Annotated in this window: 21 protein-coding genes; 18 read left to right on the forward strand and 3 right to left on the reverse strand. The window is 44.2% G+C overall.

Features of this window, described 5'->3' with window-relative positions:
- Positions 1–115 precede the first annotated feature (115 nt).
- From G4407_RS03430 to G4407_RS03440, 3 genes are read left to right on the forward strand one after another with little or no spacing between them, the layout of a single operon-like run.
- Complete coding sequence (locus tag G4407_RS03430) at positions 116–763, forward strand: O-methyltransferase (protein ID WP_173687752.1); 648 nt, start codon at positions 116–118, stop codon at positions 761–763.
- 36 nt (positions 764–799) lie between these two features.
- A complete protein-coding gene (locus G4407_RS03435) occupies positions 800–2,035 on the forward strand; it encodes a peptidase U32 family protein (RefSeq protein WP_173687753.1) in 1,236 nt (411 codons plus the stop codon).
- Entirely contained in the window at positions 2,028–2,939 is a 912-nt protein-coding gene (locus G4407_RS03440; protein ID WP_173687754.1) for a CPBP family intramembrane glutamic endopeptidase, read from the forward strand. The genes G4407_RS03435 and G4407_RS03440 overlap by 8 nt, the downstream gene beginning before the upstream one ends.
- Positions 2,940–3,014: 75 nt before the next feature.
- Here the strand turns inward: G4407_RS03440 and sigK are convergent, their stop codons facing one another.
- Positions 3,015–3,647, reverse strand: a complete 633-nt coding sequence (gene sigK, locus G4407_RS03445) for an RNA polymerase sporulation sigma factor SigK (protein ID WP_173687755.1) — start codon at positions 3,645–3,647, stop codon at positions 3,015–3,017.
- A 181-nt stretch (positions 3,648–3,828) separates the two neighbouring features.
- On the opposite strand from sigK, the gene G4407_RS03450 reads away from it, so the two are divergent.
- From G4407_RS03450 to G4407_RS03515, 14 genes are all read left to right on the forward strand, one after another.
- Positions 3,829–5,199 carry a MurT ligase domain-containing protein gene (locus G4407_RS03450; protein WP_173687756.1) on the forward strand — a complete coding sequence of 457 codons (1,371 nt, stop codon included), beginning with the start codon at positions 3,829–3,831 and terminating at the stop codon, positions 5,197–5,199.
- A 15-nt stretch (positions 5,200–5,214) separates the two neighbouring features.
- Positions 5,215–5,949, forward strand: a complete 735-nt coding sequence (locus tag G4407_RS03455) for a type 1 glutamine amidotransferase (protein WP_179963091.1) — start codon at positions 5,215–5,217, stop codon at positions 5,947–5,949.
- Between the two features lie 456 nt (positions 5,950–6,405).
- Complete coding sequence (locus tag G4407_RS03460) at positions 6,406–7,932, forward strand: YifB family Mg chelatase-like AAA ATPase (RefSeq protein WP_173687757.1); 1,527 nt, start codon at positions 6,406–6,408, stop codon at positions 7,930–7,932.
- 5 nt (positions 7,933–7,937) lie between these two features.
- Entirely contained in the window at positions 7,938–9,035 is a 1,098-nt protein-coding gene (gene dprA, locus G4407_RS03465) for a DNA-processing protein DprA (RefSeq protein WP_173687758.1), read from the forward strand.
- Between the two features lie 32 nt (positions 9,036–9,067).
- Positions 9,068–11,155: a type I DNA topoisomerase gene (gene topA / locus G4407_RS03470; RefSeq protein WP_173687759.1), complete on the forward strand. Its 2,088-nt coding sequence runs from the start codon at positions 9,068–9,070 to the stop codon at positions 11,153–11,155.
- A 154-nt stretch (positions 11,156–11,309) separates the two neighbouring features.
- Entirely contained in the window at positions 11,310–12,092 is a 783-nt protein-coding gene (gene codY, locus G4407_RS03475) for a GTP-sensing pleiotropic transcriptional regulator CodY (RefSeq protein ID WP_022220379.1), read from the forward strand.
- Between the two features lie 88 nt (positions 12,093–12,180).
- Entirely contained in the window at positions 12,181–12,486 is a 306-nt protein-coding gene (locus G4407_RS03480; protein ID WP_008375025.1) for a hypothetical protein, read from the forward strand.
- Between the two features lie 119 nt (positions 12,487–12,605).
- Positions 12,606–12,890: a co-chaperone GroES gene (locus G4407_RS03485; protein ID WP_173687760.1), complete on the forward strand. Its 285-nt coding sequence runs from the start codon at positions 12,606–12,608 to the stop codon at positions 12,888–12,890.
- Between the two features lie 83 nt (positions 12,891–12,973).
- On the forward strand, positions 12,974–14,599 hold the full coding sequence (gene groL / locus G4407_RS03490) for a chaperonin GroEL (protein WP_008375030.1): 1,626 nt from the start codon (positions 12,974–12,976) through the stop codon (positions 14,597–14,599).
- 100 nt (positions 14,600–14,699) lie between these two features.
- On the forward strand, positions 14,700–15,191 hold the full coding sequence (locus G4407_RS03495) for a DUF6106 family protein (RefSeq protein ID WP_173687761.1): 492 nt from the start codon (positions 14,700–14,702) through the stop codon (positions 15,189–15,191).
- Positions 15,192–15,398: 207 nt separating this feature from the next.
- Positions 15,399–16,853: an IMP dehydrogenase gene (guaB, locus tag G4407_RS03500; protein ID WP_055155624.1), complete on the forward strand. Its 1,455-nt coding sequence runs from the start codon at positions 15,399–15,401 to the stop codon at positions 16,851–16,853.
- 434 nt (positions 16,854–17,287) lie between these two features.
- Positions 17,288–18,016 (forward strand): peptidoglycan recognition protein family protein, encoded by a 729-nt coding sequence (locus G4407_RS03505; RefSeq protein WP_173687762.1) that lies wholly within the window; start codon positions 17,288–17,290, stop codon positions 18,014–18,016.
- A 106-nt stretch (positions 18,017–18,122) separates the two neighbouring features.
- Complete coding sequence (locus G4407_RS03510; protein ID WP_173687763.1) at positions 18,123–18,914, forward strand: shikimate kinase; 792 nt, start codon at positions 18,123–18,125, stop codon at positions 18,912–18,914.
- A complete protein-coding gene (locus tag G4407_RS03515; RefSeq protein WP_173687764.1) occupies positions 18,907–19,422 on the forward strand; it encodes a YqeG family HAD IIIA-type phosphatase in 516 nt (171 codons plus the stop codon). The genes G4407_RS03510 and G4407_RS03515 overlap by 8 nt, the downstream gene beginning before the upstream one ends.
- A gap of 233 nt (positions 19,423–19,655) precedes the next feature.
- Here the strand turns inward: G4407_RS03515 and G4407_RS03520 are convergent, their stop codons facing one another.
- Entirely contained in the window at positions 19,656–21,656 is a 2,001-nt protein-coding gene (locus G4407_RS03520; protein WP_173687765.1) for an oxidoreductase, read from the reverse strand.
- A 322-nt stretch (positions 21,657–21,978) separates the two neighbouring features.
- Between G4407_RS03520 and G4407_RS03525 the strand changes: the two genes are divergently transcribed.
- Positions 21,979–22,869, forward strand: a complete 891-nt coding sequence (locus G4407_RS03525; protein ID WP_173687766.1) for a LysR family transcriptional regulator — start codon at positions 21,979–21,981, stop codon at positions 22,867–22,869.
- On the opposite strand, the gene G4407_RS03530 is transcribed toward G4407_RS03525, so the two are convergent.
- Positions 22,866–23,750 carry a LysR family transcriptional regulator gene (locus G4407_RS03530; protein ID WP_173687767.1) on the reverse strand — a complete coding sequence of 295 codons (885 nt, stop codon included), beginning with the start codon at positions 23,748–23,750 and terminating at the stop codon, positions 22,866–22,868. The genes G4407_RS03525 and G4407_RS03530 overlap by 4 nt on opposite strands.
- Positions 23,751–23,812: the final 62 nt, after the last annotated feature.

Here is a 23,812-nt window from a genome sequence, read left to right on the forward strand (position 1 = left end):
GAAGATATCTGCATAAAGAAGCGCAGTCAGAGTTGAAAAGAAAAAAAACTTTGTCTGCGCTTCTATAATAAATGTATAGGATAAGAATTTCTTTGGAAAAAGAAAAGAGGAAGATATGATAGTAGAAGAACGACTGACGACTTACCTCCATTCTCTGGAAAGCGCGGATATTCCCGTTCTCGATGAGATCGAACAGGAAGCCCTTGCGGACATGGTTCCGATCATCCGCAAAGAAACAAAAAGTTTTCTGAAAGTAATGCTGGAGATCAAACGTCCGGCAAAGATTCTTGAAATTGGGACAGCAGTTGGATTTTCGGCAATTCTGATGGGAAAATATTCTCCGGAGGAATGTCACATAACAACAATCGAAAATTACGAAAAAAGGATTCCGATTGCCAGAGCCAATTTTGCCAGGGCAGGTATGGAACAGAAAATTACGCTGCTTGAAGGCGATGCACTGGAGATTATGAAAGGCATGCCGGATGATGCAGGCTTTGATTTTGTGTTTATGGATGCTGCAAAGGGACAATATCCGGCATATTTAAAACAGGTGATGCGTTTCCTTGTGCCGGGAGGGATCCTGATCACGGATAATGTGTTGCAGGACGGAGATATTATTGAGTCTCGTTTTGCGGTGGAAAGAAGAGACCGCACGATTCATAGCCGGATGAGAGAGTATCTGTATACTCTGAAACATCATCCTGAGCTTGAGACATCTATTCTTCCTCTGGGAGATGGAGTGGCACTGAGCGTGCGAAAATAAAAACAGGAGATAACAGTAACAGAAAGGAAAAAAATAATGGCAAGACATCCTGAATTATTGATACCGGCAAGCAGCCTGGAAGTGTTGAAGACTGCAGTCGTATTTGGAGCAGATGCAGTTTATATTGGAGGAGAAGCATTTGGACTTCGTGCAAAGGCAAAGAACTTTTCCAAAGAAGATATGATGGAAGGAATCCGGTTTGCACATGAGCATGATGTAAAAGTATATGTAACTGCAAATATTCTGGCACATAACTACGATCTGGAAGGCGTGCGGGAATATTTTAAAGAGTTAAAGGAAATAAAGCCGGATGCACTGATCATTGCTGATCCGGGTGTATTTGAGATCGCAAAAGAAGTTTGTCCGGAAATTGAAAGACATGTGAGTACACAGGCCAATAATACAAATTATGCAACTTATATGTTCTGGTACAGACAAGGGGCGAGCAGAGTTGTATCCGCAAGAGAACTTTCCATGCGTGAGATCAAAGAAATCCGTGCACATATCCCGGATGATCTGGAGATTGAGACATTCGTACACGGTGCAATGTGTATTTCTTATTCCGGAAGATGCCTGCTCAGTAATTTCTTTACAGGCAGGGATGCAAACCATGGCGCATGCACCCATCCGTGCCGCTGGAAGTATTCAGTTGTGGAAGAAACCCGTCCGGGAGAATATATGCCGGTTTATGAAAATGAGAGAGGAACGTATATTTTCAATTCAAAAGACCTCTGTATGATCGAACATATTCCGGAGCTTATTGATGCGGGGATTGACAGCTTCAAGATCGAAGGAAGAATGAAAACGGCTCTGTATGTGGCAACTGTAGCGAGAACATACCGGAAAGCAATTGATGATTATCAGAAAGATCCGGAGCTTTACAGGAAGAATATGCCATGGTATCTGGACCAGATCTCGAATTGTACCTATCGACAGTTTACAACTGGATTTTTCTTTGGAAAACCGTCGGAAGAGGCACAGATTTATGACAGCAACACCTATATCCGGGAGTACACATATCTTGGAATTGCAGAAGAGATCAAAGACGGTATGGTGAAGATCGAACAGAGGAATAAATTTTCGGTTGGCGAGACGATTGAGATCATGAAACCGAACGGAGATAACGTGGAGGTTCAGGTAAAACGGATCGTAAATGAAGAAGGAGAAGAACAGGAGAGTGCACCACATCCGAAGCAGGTACTGTATGTAGAACTGTCCGGTATGGCTGACAAGTACGATATTCTCAGAAGAAAAGAGGAAGCAGATGAATAAAAAAACGTGGAAGCCATATGTGGCGATCGTACTGATCTTTCTGTACGGCGTGGACATATTCTGGCTTTCCGGATTTTGTGTCTATTATTTTGGTGAGTGGGGAATTCTAATGTATGAGGGTCTTCTTGCGGTGCTGGCACTTGGAACAGTAGCGCTTTTCCGGGAAGACGTAAAGCGTGCATTTCCACTTCACAGACCGACGATCGCAAAGACTGTCGGAACAGTGCTGATGTGGATCGGAACCCTTCTGATCACGATGATTCCGACATCGATCCTGCTTTATGTATTTCCGGAGCAGATGAGCGGGGCTACAGAAAGTGTGAGTGAATTATCCGGCGGATTGCCGTTTGGAATTGCATTTCTTCTGATCTGTGTCACGCCGGCGATTTTTGAGGAAATGGCATTCAGAGGCGGGCTTTTCAGCTGTTTCCGTGGCTTTAGGAGTCCATGGCCGGCAATTCTGATCAGTGCAGTAGTGTTCGGTGCATTTCACGGAAGCTTCTGGCGGTTTGTGCCGACAGCGATGCTTGGAATCGCCATGGGATATCTGCTTGCCGAGACGGATAACATGTTTTATAACATGCTCTTCCATCTGATCAATAATGCGTTACCGACATTGCTTTTACAGCTTACTTCCAGTGTGGCTTCAGAACAGATGGAAAGTGCAGAAGCTATGGCATCGACAGGTATTTTGCTTGTAACGGTGGCAGTGTATTTTATTTATGCATCGGCAGGACCGTTTCTGCTTTATGCGGGAAATTACCTGATCCATAAAGGACAGCCGGGATACGACAGGGGGCTTCTGCCAAGAGAAAAAAAGAAAACTCTACTGGGGCTTGTGCTGGTAAGTTGCGTCTTTCTGGGAATTGGCATTCTGCTTTTGGGTATAGGAATGTTTGAGTAGAGTGTCCTGTCTGTCGGTGTGAAAGAAGCATCATGAATTTTGAAATGGACAGACAGGATCTGGACCGGACAGAAATTAAAAATGAGAAGGAAGAAAGCAGGGGCGGAGTTTTTGGATCGCCCCTTTTTCGATCCGCGAAACGTAGGAACGTGAGATGCCAAGAGAAGCTGCAACTTCTTTCTGGGTATATTCTTTTTCACCATAAAGACCGTAGCGCTTTTTCAGTACCAGCTGTTCGCGGTCGGTGAGAACGGATTCCAGTTTTTCATAGAGAAGAGAAATATCATTTTTCAGGGCAAGCTGCATACAGGCATCTTCTTCATCAGATTCGATGATATCATACAGGCGGATCTCATTCCCTTCCCGGTCTGTACCGATCGGTTCGTATAGGGAGGTTTCCCGGTTACTCTTCCGCTTGGTGCGCAGCATCATCAGAAGCTCATTTTCGATGCAGCGGCAGGCGTAGGTGGCAAGCCGGGCTTTTTTGTCCGGGTTAAAGGTGGAGACTGCTTTGATAAGGCCGATGGTTCCGATGGACAGAAGATCTTCTGTATCGTCCTCCAGATGCTGATATTTTTTTATGACATGAGCGACCAGACGGAGATTGCGCTCGATCAAAATATGACGGGCCTCATTGTCACCGTCTGCACTGCGTCTGAGAAGCTCGGATTCCTCTTTTGGAGTAAGAGGCGGAGGAAAGGATTTCAATACGATTACCTCAAAATAGAGTTACTAACAGTGTATGTAAAAGTGAAAAGTTCTGTGCTTTTCCATTCGGGTTATTTTGCGCTTGTGGTACGTCTGAAAATGCGTTATAATGAGCGTTGAATCATGTAGTAGCAGATATGGTTTACAAAAGAAATGAGATTACGAGAGAAAAGGAAATATTATGGGAATAAGGACAAGATTAGCGGTACTTGCCTGTAAGACATCCAACGCAGTCCTGCGGCGGATGGGACGTGGCGGAACGAACCTGCCGGGCAAGATCGCATTAAAAATTGACAAAGATATTTTAAAGGAATTATCACGTGGGGTGAAGGTTACGGTAGTGACCGGAACCAATGGAAAGACGACCACGTCCCGTATGATCGAGCAGGCATTTGAAGAAGCCGGATATAAGTACTTTGCAAATAAATCCGGTGCCAATCTTCTGACCGGGATCATTACGGTGTTTGCACAGCACTGCAGTCTTTCCGGTAAATGTTCTTACACACATGCACTGATCGAGTGCGATGAGGCAGCGTTCCGTAAGACCAGTGAGATGCTGCCGGTAGAGTGTCTGGTAGTCAACAATATTTTCCGTGACCAGCTGGACAGATATGGGGAGATCACCCACACGCTGAATGCAATCCGCGAAGGAATTACCCATGTACCGGATGCAACCCTGTGCCTGAATGCGGACTGTTCACTGACGGCATCTCTTGCAGATGATGTACCGAATAAGGTTGTATGGTTCGGGGTGGATGTGCCGATTTACAAAGAGACAGCGTTTGAACTGTCTGATGCAGTGTACTGTATTCATTGTAAGACAGAATATGAATACGATTACAGAACTTATAGCCATCTTGGCGGTTTCCGTTGTCCGAAATGTGGATATCACCGGCAGACACCACAGGTTGGCGTGACGCAGGTAGTGCGTACCGGAGCAGATTCTTCGGATATCGTGTTAAATGCATTCGGGCATAGCCATGATGTGCACATTAACCTTCCGGGAGGCTACAATATTTACAATGCGGCAGCTTGTGTTGCGGCTGCGGAGATTGTTGGAATCGATGAAGACACCGCAGTTGATGCACTCGGCAGATTTGAGTGTGGCTTCGGACGTGCGGAACAGTTTGAACTTGGCAAGTCTAAAGCACGTATGATGCTTGTCAAGAACCCGGCAGGGTACAATCAGGTCATCAACCAGATTTCTAATGATGAGGAAGAGTGCAAGATTGCGTTCCTTCTGAATGACCGTTATGCAGATGGAACCGATATCAGCTGGATCTGGGATGTGGATTTTGAAGCACTTGCCCGTCAGAGTGCACGCTTTACCCGTATTCTGGTATCTGGAGTCCGTGCAGATGATATGGCGCTCCGCCTGAAATATGCAGGATTTGACACTGGACGGATTGAAGTGATCCGCGACTATGAGAACCTTTTAGAGGCAATCGGAGCTGATGAGACACCGACATTTATTATGCCGACCTATACCGCTATGTTTGACCTGCGCGGCGAGATCAGCAAGCATACCGATATCAAGGCATTTTACGAATAAGGAGGAAAGGGAATTATGGAACTGAATATCTGTCATCTCTACCCGGACATCCTTAATCTGTATGGAGACCGGGGCAATATCATCACAATGAAACGCCGTATGGAGGATCGTGGAATCAAGGTCAATGTAGAAGGCTGCTCGATCGGAGAGGCACTGGATGCAAACCGCTATGATATCTTCTTCATCGGTGGAGGTCAGGACTTTGAACAGGAAGTCCTTCTGAAAGACCTGGGAACCGGAAAAGCAGCAGAGATCCGCGCAGCCGTGGAAGATGAAAAGATCTTCCTGGCAATCTGCGGAGGCTATCAGATGCTTGGTCAGTATTATAAGACCTGGGATGGAGTCCAGCTTGACTTCACCGGCGCGATCAACATTCATACCGTTGGCTCCAAAGAGCGTATGATCGGCAACTACATGTTTGAGACACTTCCGGAGAGCAGTGGATCTGTCGTAGTCGGCTTTGAAAATCATTCCGGTAAGACCTACCTGGGCGAAGGCGTATCACCACTCGGCAAAATGCTCAAAGGCTACGGCAACAACGGAGAAGACCAAACCGAAGGAGCCCGCTACAAAAATGTCTTTGGAACCTATTCGCACGGCTCCCTTTTACCAAAGAACCCGGTACTTTGCGATTTTATATTACAAACTGCCCTCGAACGCAAATACGGCAAAATCGCCCCACTCGCCCCACTGGACGACACCTTAGAATTAAACGCCAACGAATACATGAAACAAAGATTAAGTAAATAACTATTTTAGCAAAATGCCTCTGCACACAAGGTCGCGTCCTGTCTGTGCAGAGGCATTTTGTCCCATCTATGATACAACAAGGCAAAACTTTGCCAGTAAAGTACAGCGGTCGTTGTGGGAGAATCATCTCTTTCGATTCACTTATTGTGTAATGGAGAGAAGACTCAAAAATTATGGAAGCCATTGCTGACACAATTTTCGCTTTCAGAGGCTTCTCGGAATGGTTTGCACAATGGAATCGAAAGAGATGATTCTCCCACGATGACCTCACAACCTACTCCCACAAATTTCCCCTCCCAATCATCTTGACAAAATCCCCTCCCCATACTATCATAAGGATACATTTTCTAAAAGATATCGGTTTTCTTTTAGCAAATCACTCATGGCATTTCGCCATACATTTTCTGAAATAAAACTTCTGAACTTTTGCCGGGGAAAGGCAAGGGTGAATTTAATATGGGATTTTACAAGGTACATTCGGCAACGATTCTGGGGCTGAAAGTAGAATTTGTGCAGGTAGAAGCAGATGCAGGGAACGGACTTCCAATGTTTCATATGGTGGGATATCTGTCTTCGGAGGTAAAGGAAGCAGCAGAACGGGTAAGAACTGCCATGCGCAATACCGGTTATACCATGCCGGCGAAAAAGATTGTGATCAATCTGTCGCCGGCATGTGTCCGCAAGAAGGGATCTGTATTTGATCTTCCAATTGCAGTTGCAGTACTTGGGGCAATGGGGAGATTCCCGGAAAAAGCCGTGGAGGATATCTTACTTGCAGGGGAGCTCGGACTGGATGGAAAGCTGCAGCCGGCAGAGGGAATCCTTCCGATTGTTCTGGAAGCAAAGAGGGCTGGTTTCAGGTGTTGTGTGATTCCGAAGTCAAATGAGGATGAGGGAAGGCTGGCGCAGGGAATACAGATTTTTGGGGCAGAGACTCTGGAAGAGGTATGCAGATGGCTGAAGGGTGAGTATATGCCTCAGATGGAGAAACCTGACAAAGAAGAGGCTCATGGAACGGAAGAATGGGACATAGATTATAGTGATATTCAGGGACAGGAAGCAGTAAAAAGGGCGACGATGGTGGCAGTGGCAGGAGGACATAACCTGCTTTATGTCGGGCCGCCCGGTTCCGGAAAGACGATGCTTGCCAAACGGATCCCGACGATCCTGCCACCGCTTGACCGGGAAGAAAGTCTGGAGATCACGGGGATTTACAGTACGGCGGGACTGCTTAAAAGAGAGAATCCGCTGATCTGGCAGAGACCGTTCCGGGAGGTCCATCATACCGTGACACGGGCAGCACTCATCGGAGGCGGACGAATCCCATCGCCGGGAGAAGCAACACTTGCGCATGGAGGTGTTCTTTTTCTGGATGAATTGGCGGAGTTCCCGAGAGGTGTTCTGGAGGTGCTCAGGCAGCCGCTGGAAGAAAAATGCATTCATCTGGCAAGGCAGCAGGGAGCTTATATTTTTCCGGCAGATTTTATGCTGGTTGCTGCAACAAATCCATGTCCCTGCGGAATGGCTCCTGGTCCCCAATGTACCTGTACGCCCGGGCAGATCCGGAATTATCAGGGAAAGCTGAGCCAGCCGTTTCTGGATCGGATTGATATCTGCATGGAGGCACCCAAGGTCGAATATGAAGAACTGACCGGAAAGGGAACAGGGATGGATTCCAGAGGCATGCGGGAAAAAGTGATGCTTGCAAGAATGCGTCAGATGGAACGTTTTCAGGAAGAAAAGCTGACAAAAAATGCACAGATGGGGCAAAATGAAATTGAAAAATACTGCCGTCTTGGGAAAGAGGAAGAACGGATGATGCGCCAGGCTTATGAAGTGATGAACCTGACGGTGAGGAGCTATCATAAGGTGTTAAAGGTGGCACGGACGATTGCGGATCTGGAGGAAAAAGAGGAGATCGATCTTGCGGCACTTCGAGAGGCACTGGGGTATCGGGTTATGGATAAAGAATACTGGGGATAAGAGAAATGAGTGAAATGTGGTATACATACTGGCTGGCGTGTGTGGAAGGAATCACAGGTGACAGAAAGTGTGAATTATGCAGAAAGAACGGATCTGCGGAAGCGGTCTATTATATAGAAGAAAAAGGAATCAGAGAACAGATAATTACAGAAAAAGAGTGGGGGATCCTGAAAGAAAGTAAGAAAAAAAGGAACTGGAGGGAAGCGTATCAAAAAGCGGCGGACCGGGGAATTCAGATGGCAGTCCGGGGACAGAACAATTATCCGAAACGGTTTGAAGAACTTGCAGGAATGCCGTATGCACTCTTTTTTATCGGGAAGATGCCACAGGAGGGAATCCCGTCGGTGGCGGTGGTAGGTGCCAGAAGATGTAGCAGCTATGGTGAGAAAATGACGCTTCGCTTTGTTGAAAGACTTGCGGAGAGCGGAATCCAGATCATCAGTGGAATGGCACTGGGAATTGACGGGATGGCACACCGGGCTGCATTAAATGTCGGAGGGAAGACATTTGCGGTTCTGGGAGGCGGAGCAGATGTATGTTATCCGGCGGCACATAAAGGACTTTATAAAGATTTAATAAAGCGCGGAGGTATACTGTCTGAACAGCCACCGGGAACTCCACCGGTTGCCTGGCATTTTCCGGCAAGAAACCGTCTGATCAGCGGACTTGCCGATGTGGTACTCGTTATGGAGGCAAAAGAAAAGAGCGGATCCCTGATTACAGCAGACATGGCTCTTGAACAGGGAAGAGACATTTATGCTCTCCCGGGGATGGTGACAGAGCCGCTGAGCTGTGGTTGTAACCGCCTGATCCGGCAGGGGGCAGGGATCCTTCTGAATGAAGAAGATTTGCTGGAAGAACTGGTTATAAAAGGGTTGCTAAAGAAGAAAAACGCAATTATATCAGACACGAAAAATAAAATAAAGCTTGAAACGAAAGAAAATTTGGTGTATAGTAAGCTCGGTTTGTATCCGCGGGGGCTGGATGATTTACAGAGAGAAACCGGACTTACTCCACAGGAGGTGATGGGAATCTGTGTATCTCTTCAGTTGAAAGGATACATTCAGGAAAGATCAAAAAATTATTATGTCAGAGTAAAATGATCTGACACTGTTAATATGGAGGAATATAATATATGGCACGTTATCTTGTGATTGTAGAGTCACCGACAAAAGTGAAGACCATAAAGAAATTTCTCGGCAGCAATTACGTGGTAATGGCATCCAACGGACATGTAAGAGATCTGCCGAAAAGTCAGATGGGAGTAGACCTGGAGCATGACTTTGAGCCGAAATACATTACAATCAGAGGAAAAGGTGAGATCCTTGCAGGGCTTAGAAAAGAAGTAAAAAAAGCAGATAAGATTTATCTTGCAACTGACCCGGACCGTGAAGGAGAAGCAATTTCCTGGCACCTGATGAAGGCGCTTAAGCTGGAAGGAAAGAAAGTATACCGGATCAGCTTTAACGAGATCACTAAAAGTGCGGTAAAGGCATCACTGAAAAATGCACGTGATATCGACATGGATCTGGTAGATGCGCAGCAGGCGCGTCGTGTGCTGGATCGTATTGTGGGATATAAGATCAGTCCGGTTCTCTGGGCAAAAGTAAAAAGAGGTCTCAGTGCCGGACGTGTACAGTCAGTAGCACTTCGCATCATTGCAGACCGGGAAGACGAGATTGCATCTTTTATTCCGGAAGAATACTGGTCACTGGACGCCAATTTCAAGATAAAGGGAGAAAAGAAGCCTCTTACAGCAAAATTCTACGGAACAAAGGATGAGAAGATTACGATCCATAATGAAGAGGAACTGAATAAGATTCTTGCAGAACTGGAAGATGCAGAATATAAAGTGGTCGATGTAAAGCGCGGTGAGAGAAGCAAAAAAGCACCGCTTCCGTTTACGACCAGTACCCTTCAGCAGGAGGCATCCAAAGCACTGAATTTTGCAACTTCAAAGACGATGCGTATCGCACAGCAGCTTTATGAAGGTGTGGATATCAAAGGAAGCGGAACGGTTGGTCTGATCACTTACCTGCGTACTGATTCGACCCGTATCTCTGAGGAGGCGGATGCAAATGCAAGAGCCTACGTTGGAAAAGCCTACGGAGAAGAGTATGTGGCAGAGACTGCATCGGAACAGAAGCAGAAGAATGACGGGAAAAATATTCAGGATGCACACGAAGCCATCCGTCCGTCAGATGTTACCCGTGTTCCGGCAGAAATCAAAGAATCTCTTACAAGAGATCAGTTCCGTCTGTATCAGCTGATATGGAAGCGTTTTGTGGCGAGCAGAATGCAGCCGGCAAAATATGAGACAACTTCTGTTAAAATCGGAGCAGATGATTACCGTTTTACGGTATCGGCATCTAAGATTGTATTTGAAGGTTTCCGTCTGGCATATGTGGAAAGCGATGAGGAAAAACAGAGTGGAAATGTAATGGTCAAGAGTATTGACAAAGATTCAGAACTGACGAAAGAATCCTTTGATTATAAGCAGCATTTCACACAGCCACCTGCACATTACACTGAGGCATCTCTGGTAAAGACACTGGAAGAGCTTGGAATCGGACGTCCGAGTACCTATGCACCGACGATCTCTACGATCATTGCAAGAAGATACGTTGCAAAAGAGAACAAGAATCTTTATATGACTGAGCTTGGTGAAGTGGTCAATAATATTATGAAGCAGTCTTTCACAAGCATTGTCGATGTCAACTTTACCGCTTATATGGAAGGACTTCTGGATATGATCGCAGAAGGAAAGGTAGAGTGGAAATCGGTTATCAGCAATTTCTATCCGGATTTGAATGAAGCGGTTGAAAAAGCAGAAAAAGAGCTGGAAACAGTTAAAATCGAGGATGAGGTAACCGATGTAGTCTGCGAAGAATGTGGAAGAAATATGGTCATCAAATACGGTCCCCATGGAAAGTTCCTTGCATGTCCCGGATTCCCGGAATGCCGCAACACCAAACCGTATCTGGAGAAGATTGGAGTTGCCTGCCCGAAATGCGGAAAAGACATTGTACTGCGTAAGACAAAGAAAGGCAGACGTTATTACGGATGTGAGGATAATCCGGAATGCGATTTTATGTCATGGCAGAAGCCGTCAGAAGAAAAATGTCCGAAATGCGGAAGCTATATGGTAGAAAAAGGAAATAAACTTGTCTGCGGTAATGAGCAGTGTGGATTTGTTAAAAATAAAGAGAAAGATGAAAAATAAATCAAATTTCATTGAACTATTCAGAATTGTATGATAATATATTTATGTGCACATTTTTTTGACTAATTTGTGCACATAATTTCAACAATATTTCATATTCGTGAAAAATGCGAACGGAAACGCACATTTTTAATAAAAGTATATGGAGGCAGATATGAGCGTACAATTATTGGATAAAACAAGAAAAATTAACAAACTGTTGCACAATAATAATTCAAGCAAAGTTGTGTTTACAGATATCTGTGAAGTTCTGACAGAGATTCTGGCATCGAATGTACTGGTAGTCAGTAAGAAAGGAAAGGTACTCGGTGTCAGCACATGCGAAGGAGTCCCGGAGATCCATGAGCTTTTGCAGGACGAAGTGGGAGAACATATTGATCCGATGTTAAATGAGCGTCTTCTCAGTATTCTTTCCACAAAAGAGAATGTTAATCTGCAGACACTTGGATTTACAGCTGATGTATCTCAGGGATATCAGGCGATCATTACTCCGATCAACATTGCAGGAGAGAGACTTGGAACTCTGTTTTTATACAGAAAAGAGTCCATGTACGAAATCGACGACATCATTTTGAGCGAGTACGGAACCACTGTCGTGGGACTTGAGATGCTCCGATCTGTTAACGAAGAGAGTGCAGAAGAGACCAGAAAAGAGCAGATCGTACAATCTGCGATCAGTACACTTTCTTTCTCTGAACTGGAAGCAATCATCCATATTTTTGATGAACTTAACGGAATGGAAGGCATTCTGGTGGCAAGCAAGATTGCAGACCGTGTGGGAATCACCCGTTCTGTAATTGTCAATGCACTCCGCAAATTTGAGAGTGCAGGCGTGATAGAATCCCGTTCATCCGGTATGAAAGGAACTTACATCAAGGTTGTGAATGATTACGTGTTCAAAGAACTGGATAAGATCAAAAAAGAAAAAATGAATTAAGGATAAAAGTAAAAGAGGGGTATCAGACAAATCTGATGCCCTTTTCTTTAACGGGGGACTATATTTGTAAAAAAGGAGAGAAGAGAGCATGTATGATGGAGATAAAGCTGTACTTACGATGGTACAGTATCTGAAAGAAGATAAGGAAAAAGATGAGAATATTTATGAGGCAACAGTCATAGAATATCAGAAGGAGATGGAGCAGGTACATCTGATCCTGCGCTCAGGCAGTCTTTCTGATATTTCACTGGATGCAGTATATGAATGCCGGATCCGGACGATCACATGTGAGACTGTGTGTACAGGGATGATAAAGGAGCGATATGAGAACCGTGCAGGTATGATTCTGGTCCTGCAGGTGACGAATGGATTTTATGAAATAAATCTAAAGTAATTATAAAATTCAAAATCGAATGTTGACAAAAAAGAAAGAGAGTGCTATCTTATACCTAGAAAGTTTTTAGCACTCGATTTTGTTGAGTGCTAACAAGATAGAGTTAGGAGGAATTTATAATGAAATTAGAACCATTAGCTGACAGAGTTGTATTAAAACAGTTAGTTGCAGAGGAGACTACAAAATCAGGAATCGTACTTCCTGGACAGTCAAAGGAAAAACCACAGCAGGCAGAAGTTGTTGCTGTAGGACCAGGCGGAGTTGTTGATGGAAAAGAAGTTACGATGAATGTTTCTGTAGGTGATAAAGTTATCTATTCCAAATATGCAGGTACAGAAGTAGAACTCGATGATGAAGAATACATCATTGTAAGACAGAATGATATTCTTGCAGTGATCAGATAATCCTGCAGGAGATCATATACAGATAAAAATCAGATTTTCAGATCAGAACAGAATTTTATTTTTAAGAATCAGGAGTGATAGAAATGGCAAAGGAAATTAAATACGGAGCAGACGCAAGAAAGGCACTGGAAGCAGGTGTCAACAAACTTGCTGATACAGTAAGAGTAACAATCGGACCAAAAGGAAGAAACGTAGTTCTGGATAAATCATTCGGAGCACCGCTTATCACAAATGACGGTGTAACAATCGCAAAAGAAATCGAACTGGAAGATGCATTTGAAAATATGGGAGCACAGCTGATCCGTGAAGTTGCATCTAAGACCAACGATGTTGCAGGTGATGGTACAACAACAGCAACTGTTCTTGCACAGGCTATGGTACACGAAGGAATGAAGAACCTGGAAGCAGGTGCAAACCCGATCGTATTAAGAAAAGGTATGAAGAAAGCAACAGACTGTGCTGTGGAAGCTATCAAGAAGATGAGCAGCAAAGTTACAGGAAGAGAGCAGATCGCAAGAGTAGCAGCTATCTCAGCAAGTGATGACAGTGTAGGTGAGATGGTAGCAGAAGCTATGGACAAAGTTTCCAACGACGGCGTTATCACAATTGAAGAGTCAAAGACAATGAAGACAGAACTTGACCTTGTAGAAGGTATGCAGTTCGACCGTGGGTATATTTCAGCATATATGTGCACTGATATGGAAAAGATGGAAGCAAATCTTGATGATCCATATATCCTGATCACAGACAAGAAGATTTCTAATATTCAGGAAATCCTTCCGCTGCTGGAACAGATCGTACAGTCAGGAGCCAAACTTCTTATCGTAGCAGAAGATATCGAAGGAGAAGCTCTTACAACTCTGATCGTCAACAAACTGCGTGGAACATTCAATGTAGTTGCAGTAAAAGCACCTGGATATGGTGACAGAAGAAAAGCTATGCTGGAAGATATTGCAATCTTAACAGGCGGACAGGTAATCTCGGAAGAACTTGGTCTGGAACTGAAAGATACAACTATGGCACAGCTTGGACGTGCAAAATCTGTAAAAGTTCAGAAAGAGAATACAGTTATCGTTGATGGTATGGGTGATAAGGCTGCTCTGGAAGCAAGAATCGGACAGATCAAAGCCCAGATCGAAGAGACAACATCTGATTTTGATAAAGAAAAACTTCAGGAAAGACTTGCAAAACTCGCCGGCGGAGTTGCAGTTATCCGTGTAGGTGCTGCTACTGAGACAGAAATGAAAGAAGCAAAACTCCGTATGGAAGATGCTCTTAATGCGACAAGAGCTGCAGTAGAAGAAGGAATCATTGCAGGTGGTGGATCTGCATACATCCATGCATCCAAAGAAGTTGCCAAACTTGCAGAAACTCTGGAAGGTGATGAAAAGACAGGAGCAAAAGTAGTCCTCAAAGCTCTGGAAGCTCCATTATTCCACATTTCAGCTAACGCAGGTCTTGAAGGTGCAGTTATCATCAACAAGGTAAGAGAAGCTGAACCTGGAAATGGTTTTGATGCTTACAATGAAGAATATGTTGATATGGTGAAAGCAGGTATCCTTGATCCTGCAAAAGTAACAAGAAGCGCACTGCAGAACGCTACAAGTGTTGCATCTACACTCCTTACAACAGAATCCGTTGTTGCTAACATCAAAGAGGATGCACCGGCTATGCCGGCAGGCGGAGCTCCGGGAATGGGCATGATGTAAGCTAAAAATATGATTTTTAGAAAACTCCTCAGAAGAGGAGTTTTCTTTTTATTATAAAAGTGTTACAATAGTTCTAATATATAAATTTGGAGGTTAGGATATGGGTGATTTTTACACAGAACAGCTGGTGAAGAGGCAGAAAGCATCTTCGACGACGCTGATCAAAGCAATACTTATCATACTTACTGTTCTGTCGGTCGTACTTATATTTATGATCCCATTCGGTATAATCGGTCCGGTGATCATGATCGCACTGGATGTTTTTTTGTTCCGGAGTATGGATGTTGAATATGAGTATTTATTTGTGAACGGAAGTCTGGATATTGATAAGATTATGGCAAAATCCCGTCGGAAAAATATCTTTTCGATGGAGATGACGGATCTTGAGATAATGGCACCTTCCGGTTCGCCGGAACTCAGACCTTATCAGGGGCTGAAAGGAACCGATTACAGTTCAGGTATGCCGGGGGCAGATACATATGAGCTGATCGTTGTAAATAACGGGGAAAAGAAAAAGATTATTTTTGAGCCGAATAAGACAGTCTGTGAAGGACTGAAGATGCTGGCGCCAAGAAAAGTATTTTGTAAATAATTCCCGAAAGACGTGCAGAAAAGCTTGCAGGTTCCGGGGGACAATTGCATCCGGAAAGACGGTTACGTAAAACTATCAGTGATCTGCAGAAACGTGATTGTCACGGACGGACGAATGTACTCGATAAAGGACTTGACATAGCAGGGATTTATGCGTTATCATAGCAGAAAATCAAAATTACAGACGAGAGAGAAAGGAAGAAAAATCATGGGAAAGATTATTGGAGAAGGAATTACCTTCGATGATGTACTTCTGGTACCTTCTTATTCAGAAGTAATTCCAAATCAGGTTGATTTATCAACTTATCTTACAAAGGGCATTAAGCTTAACATACCGATGATGAGTGCGGGAATGGACACTGTTACCGAACATCGTATGGCGATCGCTATGGCACGCCAGGGAGGTATCGGTATTATTCACAAGAATATGTCGATTGAACAGCAGGCAGAAGAAGTAGACAAGGTTAAGCGTTCTGAGAATGGTGTTATTACAGATCCATTCTATCTGTCACCGGAGCACACACTGGCAGATGCTAATGAACTGATGGCGAAGTTCCGTATTTCCGGAGTTCCGATCACAGAAGGAAGAAAGCTGGTAGGTATCATTACGAACCGTGACCTCAAGTTTGAAGAAGATTTCTCCAAGAAGATCAAAGAATCCATGACAAGCGAAGGTCTTGTAACAGCACAGGAAGGTATCACCCTGGAAGAAGCAAAGAAGATCCTCGCAAAAGCAAGAAAAGAAAAACTTCCAATCGTAGATAAAGATTTTAACTTAAAAGGTCTGATCACAATTAAAGATATTGAGAAACAGATCAAATACCCACTGTCAGCAAAAGACGCGCAGGGAAGACTTCTGTGTGGTGCAGCGATCGGTATTACAGCGAACTGTCTTGAAAGAGCAGAAGCCCTTGTAAAAGCAAAAGTAGACGTAGTAGTACTTGATTCGGCGCACGGACATTCGGCAAATGTACTTCGTACCGTAAGAATGATCAAGGATGCATTCCCGGATCTTCAGGTGATCGCAGGTAACGTTGCAACAGGAGAAGCAACAAAAGCGCTGATCGATGCAGGTGTTGATGCAGTTAAGGTTGGTATCGGACCAGGATCCATCTGTACAACCCGTATCGTAGCCGGTATCGGTGTACCACAGATCACAGCTGTTATGGACTGCTACGAAGCAGCAAAAGAGTCGGGAATTCCGATTATTGCAGATGGTGGTATTAAGTACTCAGGTGATATGACAAAGGCGATCGCAGCCGGAGCCAACGTATGTATGATGGGAAGTATCTTCGCAGGATGCGATGAGAGCCCAGGAACATTCGAACTCTATCAGGGAAGAAAATATAAAGTATATCGTGGAATGGGATCTATCGCAGCAATGGAGAACGGAAGCAAAGACAGATACTTCCAGACAGATGCGAAGAAGCTTGTACCGGAAGGCGTAGAAGGACGAGTTGCTTATAAAGGATCTGTAGAAGATACAGTATTCCAGTTAATGGGCGGTCTCCGTTCCGGTATGGGCTACTGTGGAGCACCAGACATCGAAACCCTCAAGACAACAGGACGTTTCGTAAAGATTTCCTCCGCATCCCTCAAAGAAAGCCATCCACACGACATCCACATCACAAAAGAAGCACCAAACTACAGCGTAGATGAATAAGATGTAAAATTAATCAAGAGAGAAGAATCATTTCCGTAAGAGAGACGATTCTTCTCTCTTACATTATCCAACTATTTTCAAACTTCACCCAAACCTTCAACAGTCAACTGAATATATGGCAAAAGGGAAAATCAGTGCCCCAGGGAAGAACAAGAATTGCCATCAGATTCGATTGTTGTGCAATGGAGATGAAACACAAAAATCGTGGAAGCCTCTGCTGAACACGATTTTCGCCCTAAGTGGTTCATCGGAATGGTTTGCACAACGGAAGCGGAGGGCAATTCTTGTTCTTCCCTGGGGTACGTCCCTTTCCATTCACCTTAATAAAAAAATAATATTTTTTTCAACAATTTCTCACCATTTTATGATAGTCTAGATATAGTTGGAATTCCAACAGAAAATTTGCAAAAAACACAAAAGATTGAGATGACGAAATGAACCGAAGAAGGAAGAAAAACGCCAGAGCCAACCTGTACAGGGGTGGCAATGGAAAAAGCTATTATGAGGCGAATAAGAGGCGCAGAATGAGCCGTTATATAAAGGTGGGGAGTACGATCCTGATCACACTGCTTCTTGCACTTTCTATTATGAAGATCAGTGGAAGAGGAATCTTTGCACAGAGAGCATACAGTGAGCTTTCTGATGAAGTGATCAGTGCCCAAAAGCCGGATATTGATGTAGAACTGTTAACTGTGAATGAATATTCAAGACCGGGACTTTCAACCAATGAGATTACCGGAATAGTCATTCATTACACTGCCAACCCTGGTTCGACAGCGATGGAGAACAGAGACTATTTTGAGGGACTGAAGGACAGTCATATTACGCAGGCAAGCAGCAATTTTGTAGTGGGACTGGACGGGGAAATCGTACAGTGCGTACCGACCTGGGAGGTTGCTTATGCATCCAATACACGGAATTTTGATACAGTGTCTATTGAGTGCTGTCATCCGGACGAGACCGGAAAGTTCAACGAGGCAACTTATAAGAGCATGGTACAACTTACAGCATGGCTGTGTGAAAAGTTTTCTCTGACAGAAGAAGATGTGATCCGACATTATGATATTACAGGGAAAATCTGTCCGAAATACTTTGTCGAAAATGAAGATGCCTGGAAGCAGTTTAAAAGTGATGTAAAAGCGGTCCTGGATAACGCAAAATAAAAAATATCTATTGATTCACTTCCAAAGAGTCTGCTATAATGTCTTAGTATAACGGGCAATTGAAGGCGCTCGGAAAGCAGTAGAGTGAGAAACGAGGAATTGATAGATGAACGATTTGGAATTATACCGTGAAGAACTTGCAAACTGTGATGCGAAGATCACAGAGGCATTAAAAGAAAGATATGCGATCATTGAAAAGATCATGGCATACAAAGAAGAGTATGGTATGCCGATCCTGCAGCCGGAACAGGAAGAAAAGCAGAAGAAGAGACTGATGTTCAGCCTTCACAATAATAAGCACAGAGACGAGATTTATGATGTATTTGAGCGTATCCAGCGCAACAGTAAGAAGATCCAGGCAAGAAAGCTTTTTGATTACAACATTGTCCTGATCGGGTTTATGGGAGCTGGAAAAAGTACGATCTCTGATTATCTTAGTACCATGTTTGCCATGGAAGTGGTTGAGATGGACCAGCTGATTGCAGAACGCGAAGGCATGAGTATTTCCGATATTTTTGAAACCTATGGGGAGGAATATTTCCGTAATATGGAGACCAACCTTCTGATCGAGATGCAGGAGAAGAAGAATGTGATCATTTCCTGTGGTGGTGGTGTGGCAATGCGTGAACGCAATGTTGCAGAGATGAAGAAAAATGGTCGTGTAGTACTCCTTACTGCACATCCACAGACCATTCTTGACCGTGTAAAAGACAGTGACGACAGACCGCTGCTCAATGGACACAAGAATGTAGAATATATCGAGCAGCTGATGGAAGCAAGAAGAGAAAAATACGAGGCGGCTGCAGATATCGTTGTAGATACAGATAACAAGACGGTTCTGCAGATCTGTGAAGATCTGATTCAGAAGCTTCTGGAAATGGATGAGAATCATGTTTAAGACCTTTTATCCGGACGAATATGCAGCGTCCACTTATGTACTGGATTTTGAAAAAATGTATCGGGAAGGCTGTCGTGGACTGGTATTTGACATTGACAATACACTGGTTCCGCATGGAGCACCGGCAGATGAGAGAGCAATCCGTCTTTTTGACAGGCTGCGCAGCATCGGGTTTGATACATGTCTGATTTCCAATAACCAGGAACCACGTGTAAAGCCTTTTGCCGAAAAGGTGCAGAGCAAGTATGTGTTTAACGCGCATAAGCCTTCCACGAAGAATTATATAAAAGCCATGGAGCTGATGCACACAGACAGAGGAAACACTGTGTTTATCGGAGATCAGCTTTTTACGGATGTGTGGGGAGCGAAGCGTACCGGGATGAAGAGTATTCTGGTAAAGCCGATCCATCCAAAAGAAGAGATCCAGATTGTGCTGAAAAGATATCTGGAGAAGATTGTATTACATTTCTATAAAAAAGAGAACGAAAAGAGAATGTCCTGCAAGTAGGCAGGACATTTTTTATTTCATAGGAAATTCCAAAGGAACTTCCTATGAAATAAAAGGCACTGCGTGCCGGAGATGCGCACTCGCACGAAGATGAAGAATGTCGCAAGCGACCGCGCTCGGCGCGAGAATGTGCCGAGGCACATTCGTTTTTATTTGGTAAAGCAAATAGAAATCCCCCGGCTCTCATAACGAGAACCAGGGGACATCAGGGGGGATACTATATTTACAAAATCTTATAAGTAGTCATGTTTGGCAAGAACATTCAGGATGTTACGTCCTTCTTCTGTACCTTCGATGATACGGCGGGCACGTACACTGTCACCGATGTTCATGATTTCAACATCTTCATCTTCAAATTCTTTACGGACTGCATCAAGGATCGGAGCGTTTGCTCTCATACCAAGACATACAAATCCATAATCAAATGGCATTTCTTCTTCATTTCCTTCTGGTGTTTTAACAAGGAAGGAATCCGCTTTGACTTCAAGAAGAGCAGTATTCGGACACTGTTTTACACCATATTTATCCATCAGTGCAAAGGTTCCGACTTTGGATACCGGATCAATTCCGTTACCGATTACCGGCATCATTTCCACAATGCTTACATCAGCGCCACGTGGAGCAAAGAATTCTACTACGTCAAGACCTACGGCACCACCACCGATAACAACAACTTTCTTACCTTTCAGATCTTCCGGATATTCCATAACATGGTCAATCATATTTGTAATAGAAGAAACTTTTCCTCCTTCTTTGTCAATGTTCTCATGAAGACCCTTGATCGGTGGAAGGAGCGGATTAGAACCGGTAGCATTTACAATAATGTTCGGGTTCATGCTTCTGATCATTTCAATCGTAGCTTCTGTGTTCTTGAAGATGAACAGGTTTTTCAGCTTGCTTGCACGATGGATCAGATAGTTCGGGAAGTCAGCAAGTCTCTTCTTGTCCGGGATCTTGGAGATCAGGGCAGCAAGTCCGCCGAGTTCCGGTTTCTTCTCGATCAGGAAAGTAGTGCATCCAACTTCGGCAGCTGTACATGCAGCTTCCAGTCCGGCAGTACCACCACCGATCACAACAACGTTGCAAGGCTTGTTGATTTTCTGCTTTTTGTAATCTTCGCCGCCATTTACAGATGGGTTAACAGTACAACGGATCGGACGGTTGATTCCGATACGGTGTCCGGCACATCCGATGTTACAAGAAATACATTTACGGATATCACATTCATCACCGAATTCTACTTTGTTTACCCATTCTGGATCAGCGATCAGTCCACGTCCCATACCGATCAGGTCAGCGTCGCCTCTTGCAAGGATATCTTCAGCAACCTGTGGGTTACGGATGTTACCCATTGTCATACATGGTTTGCCGTAACGTTCTTTTACAGCTTTTGCCATGTAAGAACGCCATCCATCCGGAAGGTAGTTTGCATCGATCTGGTACTGGATGGATCCGTTAAGACCTGCAGATACGTCGAATACGTCAACTTCTTCCTGGAAATACTGAAGGTAATCCAGACAGTCATCCAGCGTATTGCCGCCTTCCATAAATTCATCTGCACTGATACGAACGAAGATCGGGAAGAAAGGTCCAACCTGTTTTCTTACTTCTTCAATAACGAGTTTTGCAAATCTTGCACGGTTTTCCGGAGATCCGCCGAATTCGTCTGTTCTCTTGTTGGTAAGAGGTGAGAGGAACTGGCTGATCAGGTAGGAATGACCTGCGTGGATCTCTACAGCGTCAAAGCCTGCGATCTGCGCACGTTTTGCTGCTTCACCGTATTTCTTAACGATGTGCATGATCTCATCTTTTTCCAGTGGACGCGGGATTTCACCGCCTGCTTTTGAAGGAACATCAGAAGCAGAAACCGGCTGCATATTGATACGTGCTGACTGTGCAGAAGCACCGGCATGATTGATCTGGATTGCAATGCAGGATCCATGTTTGTGTACTGTTTCACAAAGTTTGAAAAGTCTTGGAATATAGTTATCCTGATCGATACGAAGCTGTGTGGTTCCGTTAGATCCCTGTGGAGAATCAACGCTGGCGTTCTCTACGATGAGAAGTCCTGTACCGCCTTTTGCACGCTGCTCGTAATAATTGATATGAAGAAAACTCATTTCACCATTCTGTTCACCGTAGTTGGTTCCCATTGGAGTCATGACGATACGGTTCTTGACCGTCATATGTTTGATGGTAAATGGCTCGAAAATGTGTTTGTATTTGCTTTTCATTAGAAATTCCTCCGTAAAAATGACTTAATAATCAAAATTAAATAGAATCAAAAAATCTTAGTCACGCGAGGTTGTCTTATACCGGCTTGGGCGTACCGGCTTTTGTTAAATCCATTATAACCACAAAAAACTGAAAAATACAAATTGAAAATATATAGAAAAATAATAGAATATAACTATAGAAACAATGAAAAAGATAAAAATAAAATTATAGTTGGAAGACGGAAAATAGAAAAAGATAGACAATTTAAACAAAACTATAGAATAATTAAATAATTTATGCTATGTTTAATATAAGAACAGGAAAGAGGGTGATGGTTTTATGAATCTGAATCAGTTGCATTACTTTGTGACACTGGCACATATAGAACACTATACCAGAGCGGCGGAAATGCTGTCCATTACGCAGCCAAGTCTCAGCCATGCCATCAGTATGCTGGAGCAGGAGCTGGAGACAAACCTGTTTGAAAAAAGAGGGCGTAACGTTGTACTGACAAAGTACGGAAAAGTATTTCTGGAATATGTAGAAGAAGCTTTAAAGATTCTGGACAGTGGCGTAAAAAAGACAAGGGCGCTGACAAGTGACACCGGCGGGGTGATCGATCTCGCATATATTTTTACGCTTGGAAGTGTATTTGTTCCACAGCTTGTAGGCGGGTTTTTGAAGGAACACGCAGACTGGGATGTGAATTTCCGCTTTTCGGTCGGGAATACGACGGAGATCATACAGGGACTGAAAGAGGAAAAGTATGATATTGCTTTCTGCTCGAGAAAAGAAAAAGAATCCGGGATTGATTTTGTACCGATCGCCAAGGAAAAGCTGGTGGTTGTTGTTCCGAAAGGGCATGAACTGGCAGGAAGGGGATCTGTTGATCTGAAGGAAACACTTCCTTATCCGCAGGTGTATTTCACCAAGAACAGCGGACTCAGACCGGTGATCGACCAGCTGTTTGAACAGACCGGAGGGACACCGAAGATCGCTTATGAGATCGTGGAAGATGCTTCCATGGCGGGGCTTGTGGCAGAGGATTTCGGAATTGCAGTGATGCCGGAGATCCCGATCCTTAAGAATCTGGATGTGGATGTACTGGATATTGAGAATCCACCATATGAGCGTTATATTTATCTGGCAAAACTAAAAGAAAAGTATCTGGCGCCGGTTGTAAAAGAATTTATTGAATATGTAAAAGAAAGTAATGGGAAGGCACTTTAATAGGCCTTCCCATCTCTTTTGACAAACTGAATGAAACGTTTGACAGCGGGGATCTGGTATTTGTCGCGGATGTAGCCCATATAAACCGTATGGGTAAGATCGGCGTCGGCAAGCGGCAGAATCGTTACGTTTGCCTGGTCTACTGCGTCTACCTTTGCAACAAGGGCAATCCCAAAATCTTCGGCAACAAGAGCGGCGATCGCGTTCTCATCCGGGCATTCACAGACAATGTTTACTTTTAGCTTCTTTTCTTTATAGAAGTTACGCGTAAATCCACCGAGTCCGGAATAGCGGTCATAACCGATCAGAGGATATTCGGTGAGGTCACTGCAGGATACCGTATCTTTCTGCGCCAGGGGATGATTTTTCGGCGTGATCACAACCATGTCCTGATGCAGGATCGGGATAAAGGAAATATCCGGTTCATCCGCAACAAAAGAGCCAAAGATCACATCGTGGCGGTCGGATTTGAGTCCCTGGATCATATCGGCGGTATGTGTCTGGTTGAAATTGAAGGTAACGTGCTTGTTTCGGTCCAGATCCAAGAAGGAGCGGACGGTATGGGGAATATAGTAGTTCGCTAGAGGGAATACATAGGCAATATCGATGTGTCCGCCACTTCCGGCAAGCTGCTTCATCTTATGCTCGGCAATGTGCACCTCCTCGAGGATTCGGTTGACGTGTTCCAGAAAGACGCGGCCAGATTTGGTGAGGACAACATTACGTCCCTGATGTTCAAAAAGCATCAGTCCGAGTTCCTCTTCCAGAAGCGCCATGGACCGGCTGAGGCTTGGCTGGGAGATCTTGAGAGCTTCGGCAGCCTGCCGGAAATGCTGCAGGGTTGCTACTTTTTGGAAATATTCAAGCTGATTGAGGGTCATGATAAAAAATCCTTTCTATATTAAATAAAAAGATTGTAACATAACTGATGTTAAAAAGCTAT

The sequence above is a fragment of the Allocoprococcus comes genome, from assembly GCF_013300725.1.
In the GTDB taxonomy this organism is placed as follows: domain Bacteria; phylum Bacillota; class Clostridia; order Lachnospirales; family Lachnospiraceae; genus Allocoprococcus; species Allocoprococcus comes_A.

Excerpts from the sequence above, each read along its gene's own strand:
- G4407_RS03495 (WP_173687761.1), top strand. The coding sequence starts at position 14,700 with ATGGGTGATTTTTACACAGAACAGCTGGTGAAGAGGCAGAAAGCATCT.
- G4407_RS03485 (WP_173687760.1), top strand. The coding sequence starts at position 12,606 with ATGAAATTAGAACCATTAGCTGACAGAGTTGTATTAAAACAGTTAGTT.
- dprA (WP_173687758.1), top strand. The coding sequence starts at position 7,938 with ATGAGTGAAATGTGGTATACATACTGGCTGGCGTGTGTGGAAGGAATC.
- G4407_RS03505 (WP_173687762.1), top strand. The coding sequence starts at position 17,288 with ATGAACCGAAGAAGGAAGAAAAACGCCAGAGCCAACCTGTACAGGGGT.
- G4407_RS03480 (WP_008375025.1), top strand. The coding sequence starts at position 12,181 with ATGTATGATGGAGATAAAGCTGTACTTACGATGGTACAGTATCTGAAA.
- G4407_RS03525 (WP_173687766.1), top strand. The coding sequence starts at position 21,979 with ATGAATCTGAATCAGTTGCATTACTTTGTGACACTGGCACATATAGAA.
- G4407_RS03450 (WP_173687756.1), top strand. The coding sequence starts at position 3,829 with ATGGGAATAAGGACAAGATTAGCGGTACTTGCCTGTAAGACATCCAAC.
- guaB (WP_055155624.1), top strand. The coding sequence starts at position 15,399 with ATGGGAAAGATTATTGGAGAAGGAATTACCTTCGATGATGTACTTCTG.
- G4407_RS03435 (WP_173687753.1), top strand. The coding sequence starts at position 800 with ATGGCAAGACATCCTGAATTATTGATACCGGCAAGCAGCCTGGAAGTG.
- G4407_RS03530 (WP_173687767.1), bottom strand. The coding sequence starts at position 23,750 with ATGACCCTCAATCAGCTTGAATATTTCCAAAAAGTAGCAACCCTGCAG.
- topA (WP_173687759.1), top strand. The coding sequence starts at position 9,068 with ATGGCACGTTATCTTGTGATTGTAGAGTCACCGACAAAAGTGAAGACC.
- G4407_RS03430 (WP_173687752.1), top strand. The coding sequence starts at position 116 with ATGATAGTAGAAGAACGACTGACGACTTACCTCCATTCTCTGGAAAGC.
- G4407_RS03460 (WP_173687757.1), top strand. The coding sequence starts at position 6,406 with ATGGGATTTTACAAGGTACATTCGGCAACGATTCTGGGGCTGAAAGTA.
- G4407_RS03455 (WP_179963091.1), top strand. The coding sequence starts at position 5,215 with ATGGAACTGAATATCTGTCATCTCTACCCGGACATCCTTAATCTGTAT.
- G4407_RS03440 (WP_173687754.1), top strand. The coding sequence starts at position 2,028 with ATGAATAAAAAAACGTGGAAGCCATATGTGGCGATCGTACTGATCTTT.
- G4407_RS03510 (WP_173687763.1), top strand. The coding sequence starts at position 18,123 with ATGAACGATTTGGAATTATACCGTGAAGAACTTGCAAACTGTGATGCG.
- codY (WP_022220379.1), top strand. The coding sequence starts at position 11,310 with ATGAGCGTACAATTATTGGATAAAACAAGAAAAATTAACAAACTGTTG.
- groL (WP_008375030.1), top strand. The coding sequence starts at position 12,974 with ATGGCAAAGGAAATTAAATACGGAGCAGACGCAAGAAAGGCACTGGAA.
- G4407_RS03515 (WP_173687764.1), top strand. The coding sequence starts at position 18,907 with ATGTTTAAGACCTTTTATCCGGACGAATATGCAGCGTCCACTTATGTA.
- G4407_RS03520 (WP_173687765.1), bottom strand. The coding sequence starts at position 21,656 with ATGAAAAGCAAATACAAACACATTTTCGAGCCATTTACCATCAAACAT.